The sequence below is a fragment of the Streptomyces sp. NPDC111802 genome (genome assembly GCF_055634335.1).
Window position 1 is genome coordinate 1 of record NZ_JBVKCZ010000107.1, and the last position, 8,703, is coordinate 8,703.

At 69.5% G+C, this 8,703-nt stretch carries 7 protein-coding genes and 1 pseudogene; 2 read left to right on the plus strand and 6 right to left on the minus strand.

Annotated features, from left to right (window positions below):
* The coding region (locus tag ACZ7NC_RS43400; RefSeq protein ID WP_471497512.1) for a hypothetical protein at positions 1 to 240 on the minus strand (240 nt) is incomplete at its 3' end.
* Positions 241 to 301: 61 nt separating this feature from the next.
* Between ACZ7NC_RS43400 and ACZ7NC_RS43405 the strand changes: the two genes are divergently transcribed.
* Positions 302 to 3,007 carry a SpoIIE family protein phosphatase gene (locus ACZ7NC_RS43405; RefSeq protein WP_471497514.1) on the plus strand — a complete coding sequence of 902 codons (2,706 nt, stop codon included), beginning with the start codon at positions 302 to 304 and terminating at the stop codon, positions 3,005 to 3,007.
* A gap of 81 nt (positions 3,008 to 3,088) precedes the next feature.
* Here ACZ7NC_RS43405 and ACZ7NC_RS43410 read toward each other — a convergent pair whose 3' ends face one another.
* Both ACZ7NC_RS43410 and ACZ7NC_RS43415 read right to left on the minus strand, forming a co-directional pair.
* Complete coding sequence (locus tag ACZ7NC_RS43410) at positions 3,089 to 3,970, minus strand: ABC transporter substrate-binding protein (RefSeq protein ID WP_471497516.1); 882 nt, start codon at positions 3,968 to 3,970, stop codon at positions 3,089 to 3,091.
* Between the two features lie 478 nt (positions 3,971 to 4,448).
* A pseudogene (locus ACZ7NC_RS43415) lies at positions 4,449 to 4,881 on the minus strand (dihydrofolate reductase family protein); the annotation flags it as partial.
* A 31-nt stretch (positions 4,882 to 4,912) separates the two neighbouring features.
* Between ACZ7NC_RS43415 and ACZ7NC_RS43420 the strand changes: the two are divergent.
* Positions 4,913 to 5,680, plus strand: a complete 768-nt coding sequence (locus ACZ7NC_RS43420; RefSeq protein ID WP_471497518.1) for a hypothetical protein — start codon at positions 4,913 to 4,915, stop codon at positions 5,678 to 5,680.
* A gap of 67 nt (positions 5,681 to 5,747) precedes the next feature.
* Here ACZ7NC_RS43420 and ACZ7NC_RS43425 read toward each other — a convergent pair whose 3' ends face one another.
* Genes ACZ7NC_RS43425 through ACZ7NC_RS43435 form a run of 3 tightly spaced genes read right to left on the minus strand, consistent with a single transcriptional unit; the run spans position 5,748 to position 8,623 of the window.
* A complete protein-coding gene (locus tag ACZ7NC_RS43425) occupies positions 5,748 to 6,311 on the minus strand; it encodes a hypothetical protein (protein ID WP_471497520.1) in 564 nt (187 codons plus the stop codon).
* Positions 6,311 to 6,529, minus strand: coding sequence for a hypothetical protein (locus tag ACZ7NC_RS43430; RefSeq protein WP_471497522.1), 219 nt, complete (start codon positions 6,527 to 6,529; stop codon positions 6,311 to 6,313). The genes ACZ7NC_RS43425 and ACZ7NC_RS43430 overlap by 1 nt, the downstream gene beginning before the upstream one ends.
* A 30-nt stretch (positions 6,530 to 6,559) precedes the next feature.
* The gene (locus tag ACZ7NC_RS43435; protein WP_471497524.1) at positions 6,560 to 8,623 is read right to left on the minus strand and encodes a DnaB-like helicase C-terminal domain-containing protein; all 2,064 of its coding nucleotides are present in this window, start codon (positions 8,621 to 8,623) and stop codon (positions 6,560 to 6,562) included.
* Between the last annotated feature and the right edge of the window lie 80 nt (positions 8,624 to 8,703).

The following is an 8,703-nucleotide window of genomic DNA, read 5'->3' on the forward strand; positions in this document are numbered from 1 at the left end:
TTCCCCATAGGGCAGATCCCGGGGCCGGGTCAGTGCCCGGCCCTTGACCCGGGTGGCGAAGACCCCGCAGGCCGGACAGACCCGCGCCGACAAGTTTCGGTTCGAAATCAGGGTGAGCCGCCGGGTGCGGGGCCGGGTGTCGCGCAGAGTCCGCCGCATGTCCAGGTACGGGCAACTCTCCGCTTGCCGCGGCACCAGCCCGGCGAGCCCATCCTGAGCCGCGCCCGTCGGGACGGTCACCGATACTGATGAAATGGGCGAAAGAGGGCGATATGCCCCAGCGGGCCGACGGGGCGACCGAATGCCGCCGAAGGCCGGGCCGCCGGAATCCGGCCCGGAGGCCCGTCACGATTCGGCCGGCCGACGCGGGCTGTCGTTGCTGAAGCCGCGCAGCTTCGCCGGTCAGGTCTTCCTGCTGCAGCTGGTGGTCGTCCTGCTGCTCATCGCCACGGCTGTGGTGGCACTCGTGATCCAGGACCGTAACCGCGCGATCCAGGAGGCCGCCGATCGGTCACTAGTGGCGGCCGAGTCGTTCGCGAACGCCCCGGGCACAGCGGAGGCGATGCAGAGCGATGACCCGACGGCGGCACTCCAGCCAGATGCCGAGACCGTACGCAAGAACACCGGCGTCGACTACGTCGTAGCGCTCAGCCCTTACGGCTTTCGATGGACCCACCCGGACCCGGACCAGATCGGCAAGCACGTCTCCACCTCCTACGACGAGGCGCTGGAAGGCGAGCCTCACCAGACCACATTCGACAGCAGCCTGGGGAAGGCGGTCGACTCGACGGTGGCCGTCTTCGACAAGGAGGGGACCGCGGTCGGCCTCGTCACGGTTGGGGTCACGGTGAACACGGTGACCAGTGTGGTGCAGCACCAACTGCCGGTGATCTTCACCGCCGGCGGTGTCGCGCTGCTGCTGGCCGCAGGTGGTTCGGCTCTGGTCAGCGGGCGTTTGCGGCGCCAGACTCGGGGCCTGGGGCCGGTGGAGATGACCCGCATGTACGAGCACCACGAGGCGGTGCTGCACGCGGTCCGCGAAGGCGTGATCATCCTGGACCGTGACGGAAAGCTGCTGCTGGTCAACGACGAGGCACGCCGTCTGCTCACACTGCCGCCGGAAGCCGAGGGCCGCCGGGTCACCGGACTCGGACTGAGCCCGGCCCTGGCAGAACTGCTGGGGTCGGGCCAAATGGCCACGGACAGGGTCTTCCTTGCCGGAGACATCCTCCTCGCGGTCAACGTGCGGCCGGTGGGCCCGAACGGGGGCAGCGTGGCCACGCTGCGGGACACCACGGAACTGCGCGCCCTCGCGGGCCGGGCGGACGTGGCCGGCGGGCGCCTGCAGCTGCTCTACGAGGCCAGCACCCGAATCGGGACCACCCTCGACATCAAGCGCACCGCCGAGGAGCTGACCGAGGTGGCGGTCCCGCGCTTCGCCGACGTCGCCACCGTCGAGTTGGTGGAAGCCGTGCTGCTCGGTGATGAGCCGACGGGGGCACCGTTGGAATTGCGCCGCATCGCGGCCGCGGGCATCCGGGAGGAGACGCCCCTTCACCCCGTCGGGACGCGTATGCGCTACGTACCCGACAACCCCGTGGCCATCGGTATGACGACAGGCCGGCCGATCCTGGTGGCGCACCTCGCCGTGGCCGACGGATGGCGGGCCCAGGACCCGGAGCGGGCCCAGAAGGTCATCACCTACGGAATCCACTCCATGATTTCGGCGCCGCTCCAGGCCCGAGGCCAATTGCTCGGCGTCGTGGAGTTCTGGCGTTCGGAGCAGGACCCCTTCGAGTCGGACGACCTGTCCCCCGCCGAGGAACTCGCCGCCCGGGCAGCCGTGTGCATCGACAACGCGCGCCGCTACACCCGCGAGCACACCACGGCCGTCACCCTCCAGCGCAGCCTGCTGCCCGGCACACTTCCCGAGTTGTCCGCCTTGGAGGTCGGGCACCGGTACCTGCCCGCGCAGGCGGGGGTGGGAGGCGACTGGTACGACGTCATCCCGCTGCCGGGGGCCCGGGTGGCTTTGGTGGTGGGTGACGTCGTCGGACACGGTCTGCACGCCGCCGCGACGATGGGTCGCCTGAGGACCGCGGTGCACAACTTCGCCGCCCTGGACCTCCCGCCGGACGAGCTTCTCGTGCGCCTGGACGAGCTGATCACCCGGATCGACCAGGACGCGGCGGCCCAGGGCGAGACCGTTGCCGTGACCGGCGCCACGTGCCTGTATGCGGTCTACGATCCGGTCTCCGGACAGTGTGTCCTCGCCCGGGCCGGTCATCCCGGCCCGGCGCTGGTCTCGCCCGACGGCTCCGTGAGCTTCCCCGACACCCCCGTCGCCCCACCCCTCGGTGTGGGAGGAGGTCTGCCGGTCGAGACGGCCGAACTCCAGCTGGCCGCCAACAGCCGACTGGTCCTCTACACCGACGGCCTGGTCGAAGCCCGCGGCCGGGACATCGACATCGGGCTCGGCATGCTGAGGGAGGCGCTCGCCGCTACGGACGGCGCCACCCCGGACGACACCTGCCGGACGGTGCTCGACGCGATGCTGCGCACCAGGTCGACTGACGATGTCGCTCTGCTCGTCGCACGCACCCGGCTCCTCGACCCGGAGCAGGTCGCGGAGTGGGAGGTGCCCGAGAACCCAGCCGCCGTACCCCGGATCCGCGCTGAGGCCACCCGCAGGCTGGAAGGTTGGGGGCTGGGCGAGGCCGCCTTCACGACCGAGCTGATCCTCAGCGAACTGGTGACGAACGCCATCCGGTACGGAAAGAGCCCCATCGGCCTGCGTCTGCTGCACGACCGCGACAGCCTGATCTGCGAGGTCGGCGACGGCACCAGCACCTCCCCGCACCTGCGCCGCGCAGCCTTCACCGACGAGGGCGGCCGTGGTCTCTTCCTCGTCGCGCAGCTGTCCCGCCGCTGGGGCACTCGATACACCGACCGAGGCAAGATCATCTGGGCTGAGCAGGCACTCGATACCGAAGCCGCCGGGATCTGAGCGGTTCCCTGACGGCGGATCTGTGAAGTGGGCCGGAAACCGGTCCGTCGCCGGCTCGGGGTGTGCGCACGCCCGGAAGGTTCAGGAGCCGTCGTCGACCGTGAGGTACGGGATCTTGGCCGGGTCCTGGCCGAAGGCCCCCCCTAGATAGACGGCCGACAGTTTGGTGAGCGTTCCGTCGTCGATCAGCTGCCTGATGATCCGGTCCAGTTCGTCCTTGTCGGGTGACCCCGTCGGGTACAGGGCGCCGTAACCCTGGTCGGTCCGGTACTGACCCACCAGGCGCACCCTGCTCTCCTGCTTCTGGGGATACGCCAGCAAAATGGTCGTGTCGTGGACGACCGCGTCGACCCGGCCCTCCTCCAGCGCCGTGACCAGATCCGGGTCGTTGGCGAAAGCGGTGACGGGCTTGGTCGGCTTGAGGCGGTTCTCGACGAACTCCTCGCCCGTGGTGCCCTCGGCCACTCCGATCCGAACGTCACGGATGTTGTCTTCGTTGATCTTCTCACCGTCCCTGATCAGCACTCCCAGGGTTGAGGAGAGGTAGGGCGGGGAGAACTCGGCGACCTCGCTCCGCTCCGGGGTGATCGTGATCTGCGCCAGGGCCAGGTCGAAGTCCTTGGTCCGTCCTGACACCACCTCCGGGAAGGGTGCGTTCTCCACCTTCACCCGGTCGAGTCCGGACCGGTAGGCGATATTGGCGGCCATGCAGTACTCGTAACCGCTGTTGACGGACTCCGGAGTGCTGCCGTTCCACCAGCCCGGCGCGGGCAGCGTCGTTTTGACCGTAAGGGCGCCCGCCGTCTCGGGTGAGAGGTGAAACTCCCCGTAGTCTCCTGTGACAGGGCAGCCGCCGTACTGTGCCTTCGACGGCTCCGACCCGCCCTGGTCACAAGCCACTGTCGCGACGATGAGCGTCACGCTGACAGCCAGAGAGACGATCGCTGCCGCGGCGCGCGTCATTGCACCTCCGGTAGGGACATACTCCTTGAGTCACCATAAATCACCCGGGACCATACGACTGCCGGAGCCATGTAGGAGGACTCCGGGGGACGGGTCCGGTCACCCGCAGTCCGGCGGTGTCGCCGTGCCCGGCCGCAATCAGGAGCTGCCCCACGGCCCCGCTGTCGGCGCATCCGTGAGAGGCACTCGGGCAGACCTCAGCATCAGCGCGGAGACGCCCGGAACCCCACCACGAGCGACTCATCCAGCACCACCTGGAGCAGCACAAGCTCGGACATGCCCCCGCACCCTCAGCCTGGCAAGCTCCGCCTGCCCCACCTGACGAATGCCATCGACGAGTACGTCCGGCGGGGCCGACGCGGCCTGGAGAGGCTGCCTCGGTCGCCGAGCCGCGGCGCGCGCAGAGCGCGGCGAGAAGGGCATCCGCCCGGGACGACGCCCCCTCGCGGTCGCAGCCTGAACGCGACTGGACCCCGCGTCACCTACGCCAGAACAGGTGGTGGGTCACCCCACTCGGGCTGGGCACGACCTCCAGGTGAAACCGGTCGGGCAGCTCATCAGGGGACCCCCAGAGTCGCAGTCCGGACCCGAGCTTCACCGGCGCGACCGCCACATGCATGGTGTCGACGAGGCCGTCATCAAGAAACTGCCTGATGGTGGTGACCCCCGCCGCCGAGGCGAACGTCCTTGCCCTGCGCCGCTTCCCGCGCGCGTTCGAGGATCTTGGCCGGGCTGCCGTCGACGAAGTGGAACGTGGTGTCGGAGAGCGTGAACGACGGACGCGGGTGGTGGGTCATGACGAACACCGGAGTGCGGAATGGGGGCTCCTCGCCCCACCAGCCGCGCCAGTCATGGTCCTGCCAGGGCCCGCGCTGAGGCCCGAACTTGTTGCGGCCAACCTCTAGGCCCACGCGATCCCCATGCCCGATACGCTCCCGCGTCATGGGAACGCCCTGGGCCTCGATCATTGGCGGGACGACTGCTGTCTTCAGCGCGATCGCAACCTGCGGAGCGTGGCTGGCCGCACGTAGGGCCAACGCCACCGCAGACGCGGTCGCGCGCATTGAGCGGGAACGCTGGCACGCCGACCTGACCCCGCAGTTCCGGGTCATCATTGAGCCACCCTTCGCCGACGAACTGCGCCACCTGGTCGTGCAGCTTGACGGCCCGCTGCCCCTGGGCCGCCTTGATGAGATCCGCGTCGAGATTGCGCAGAGCGATGACCGTGACTACCACACCCCATTGGCTAACGATCGGAGAGTGACTCCCGAGCAGCTGGCCGCGCAGCTGTGGGGGCCGTACAAGTTCACGCGCTCAGCGAACGGGATGGATCATGCCGGGAAGACGGCTGCCCCGTTCGCCCTGGCTGTGGGCAAGGGCCAGACGTTCACTCTGACGCGCACGGCCCCGCCGCCCTGGTGGCGGCGGGGCAGCGCCGCGGGGGAACAATGGCGAGCCAAGTGGCTGGGCAAGTCCGTGCGCCTCATCCTCACGTGCCGACGAAACGACCTTGAGCCGTGGGTGGTCCCGTGCGAGGTGGAGGTACCGTGGAGCCGCAGGTGTGACAGCCACCCCTTCCGGGTGGCGTTCTCCGCGCTCACCATCCTTGAACGGCGCGTGGCAAGCCCGCAGGTGCGCACTACGCGCCACCACTCACCCGGGCCGCTGACTCCTGAGGGAGGGCGCGGGCGGCAAGAAGCCCGAGCGTGACCAGCGCGCCGGTGAGGGGGTGCGACGGCGGGCAGTTTGACTGCTCGTGCGTGCTCGTTATCTGAGTTCAACGGAGTATGAGCTGCCGTCGAACGTCCATCCGTCGGTGCCTTCGCCGATGTCCTGCACGATGACGTCGTCGATGAAGTGGTCCTCGAAGTCGTCGTCGGTGAGCTCGCCGGCCATCCAGAGTGCCTCGATCTCGCTCCAGTCGCCCGATCGGCCGTCGATGCGCAGGGGGGGCGGCGGCGCGTGTCCCGCGCTGGCGCCGGTCGCGGCCGGTGGTGACCCAGCCGCTGATCTCGAAGTCGCCGTTCTTGACGTGGTCGGGGATCGGTTCGGCGGGGACGATGGCGACGTTCTCGTAGGCGGTGTGGATGAGGTCGCGGTAGCTGCGGCGGACGTTGTACTCGGGGTCGGACAGCCAGTTGAGCAGCGTTTTGACGGTCACGTCGAGGCCGGCCTCTTCGAGGGCCCGGTAGCCGCGGTGGGTTCCGGTGAGCTGGCTGAGCTGGGCGTGCCAGTGCTTGGCGTTGTACGACGACAGCCGGTGGCGGGGTGTGACCTGGGTGCGCAGGAGGTCGTTGAGGGCGGCGCCCAGGGAGCCACCGTGGCCGGTGGGCCCAGCCATCAGTCGTCACCCTCGGGGATCATCTCGCCGGGCTGGATGAACTTGGCCTTGACCTCGCCGAAGCCAGTGCCGATCCGGTACGTGTCCGGGGGCGTGCCGGGCACTGTCCAGAAGACGGCCGCGTCGACGTTGCGCAGGGCGATGAGCGTGTGGCCTTCTTGGACCGCTTTGAAGGCCACGGTCCAGTGGCGGACGGAGGCTTCAGCGACCATGCTCATGCGCCAGTCCGGCCGCCAGAACGGGGACCTCTATTCCTGGCGCTTGGGCCACAGCAGACGCAGCGCGATGGACAGCCGGGTCTTGTACGCCTTGTAGGGCTCGCCGCCGGCCTGGACGAGGTCGATACGTGCCTGGCGGGCTGCGGCGTAGAAGGGCTTGAACAGGGACTCGTTGGCCTTGCCGGTCCAGGAGTCGTGGATGGTCGGCATCGCGGCGAGGTGGCCTTCGCGGACGAGCCTCTCCAGCTGCTTGATGTGCGGGGTGGTGACCCACACGCGGCCCTGCTCGTCGGGCCGGTCAACGATGCGTCCCAGCGGGTGCGGCATGTCGGTGCGGGTCCACTGCGGGATGTCGATGAGGTAGATCCCGGCGCTGGCCTTGTCGAACGCGGCAAGGGGGCCGGTGTGCAGCAGCTTGTTCGGGGCCAGGGGAACGGCCGAACACGCGGACGGGTAGCTGCCGTTGCGGTCGATCAGGCACAGCATCCCGTCGCCGAACGAGTCGGGCACATCGATCTGATCCCGCCGAACCCGCTTCCCGTTCTCCCGGATGAAGGGCACCCGCGTACTGGTGACGTCGGGGTGGACCCAGCGCGGTTCGCCGTCCATGTGCTCACTGATCAGCGGCCACGGATCGCTCTCCCGGTCCTCGATGCGGATGACCCTGATCGGGTGCATCTTCGAGCGGCCGACCGCGTCCTTGAGGAGCTTCAGCGCGGGGAAGGGCGCGCCTTCGGGCTCGTCCTCCTCGTCTCCCGGCTGAAGTTCCACGTCTGCTTCCGCGTCGTTTTCGTCGTATGGGACATGTCCGCTGCCCGCGGCGGGCCCGGTAGCGGCGGGCAGCCCGGGGGCGCCGACGGACACAGCGGTGTTGTAGGCGTTCAGCGCGGCGGCGAGACGGCGCCCCTCGGCGTCGTTGGGCAGTTGCGGCGCCGCAGCCGTCTCGGCCAGGGCTGGCCCGAGTTCGGCAAGGGCTGCCTCGTCACCCTTGACCAGCGCGGTGCGCAGCGCGGCCAGCACGTGAGTGACGGAAGCCGGCAGTCCCTGCCGGGCACCGGACGTGTAGGGCAGCGCCGCTTCGGCCAACTCCCGCTCCACGGCGCTGCCCACACTCTGCGCAGGTTCGTTTCCGCCCGTACGGCCGACGGGAGCGCCACCGGCGTCGAGGAAGCGGGCGTGCAATAGATCGGGGCTCAGGTACGCCGAGCCGATCGCGCCGAAGTCGCGCTCCGCGACCGTCGCCTGGACCTTGGCAGGGTCCTCAGTCGGCGTGAGCGTCACCAGGACGTCGGCGTCCAGGAGACCCAGGAGCGTGGGATCGTCGCTGTCCACGATGGCGAGCACGGGCACGTGCAGGGTCCGCGCGAGGGAGGCCAGGACCTGGGAGGCGTCCGGGAGACGGGCACCCGACAGGGGAAGCCGGGCGTTGTCGGTGGTCTGCAGCCGGTCCACGACCACCAGGGCCAGGTCCTGGACGTACGGGGCCGTCTCCGCGATCGCGTCGGCGGTCAGATCACTGCCGTCGTCGATCAGCAGCGGCGCCTGGACCAACTCCTGGGCCACCTGCTGCTCTTGCGGCGTGAGGCGGCCCTGCTTCAGTCGCGGGTAGTCACCCCCGGTCTCCGCGGAGACGATCCTGCGCATGATGTCGGCCTGGCTCGGCCCCGACGCCGCGTACAGAACTCGGACGTTGTCGACGAGCGCGCTCTGCCGTGCTGCGGCCAGTCCCAGCAGACTTCCGCCCACGTTCGGGGCGGCGGCGACCAGCGTCAACCGGCCGGGCTGCAGACCACCTGTCGCCGCGTCCAGCCCAGGCAGCCCGAACGTGAGGCCGCCGGCCGGGCCGGAGGCGAGCATGGAACCGATGGCGTCGCCCAGCGTGGCGAGCCTGCGCGGCGCGCTGCCGCGTTCCCGATTGCCTTGGCTGTTCACCGCACCTCCGGCGGATGCCTCGATCCCGGCCGCGGCCGGATCGGACGAGTGGGTACGAGAGTCGGTGTCGACGGGCAGAAGCACCGCGACCGGCGTGCGGCTCCGGCGGAGCACCTGCGGCTGGCCCTGGGCTGCCAGCGTGATGAGGACTCTGTTGCTCAATTCTCTGCGAGGACGCTGTGTTGACGGCATGATCGCTTCCGCGGCTGGTAGCCCGTCGAGTGGCCGCGGGGGTGGAATCG

Bases quoted from the DNA above. Each gene is read 5' to 3' on its own strand.
- ACZ7NC_RS43410 (WP_471497516.1), bottom strand. From the start codon at position 3,970: ATGACGCGCGCCGCGGCAGCGATCGTCTCTCTGGCTGTCAGCGTGACG.
- ACZ7NC_RS43425 (WP_471497520.1), bottom strand. From the start codon at position 6,311: ATGGCTGGGCCCACCGGCCACGGTGGCTCCCTGGGCGCCGCCCTCAAC.
- ACZ7NC_RS43405 (WP_471497514.1), top strand. From the start codon at position 302: ATGCCGCCGAAGGCCGGGCCGCCGGAATCCGGCCCGGAGGCCCGTCAC.
- ACZ7NC_RS43430 (WP_471497522.1), bottom strand. From the start codon at position 6,529: ATGAGCATGGTCGCTGAAGCCTCCGTCCGCCACTGGACCGTGGCCTTC.
- ACZ7NC_RS43420 (WP_471497518.1), top strand. From the start codon at position 4,913: ATGGGAACGCCCTGGGCCTCGATCATTGGCGGGACGACTGCTGTCTTC.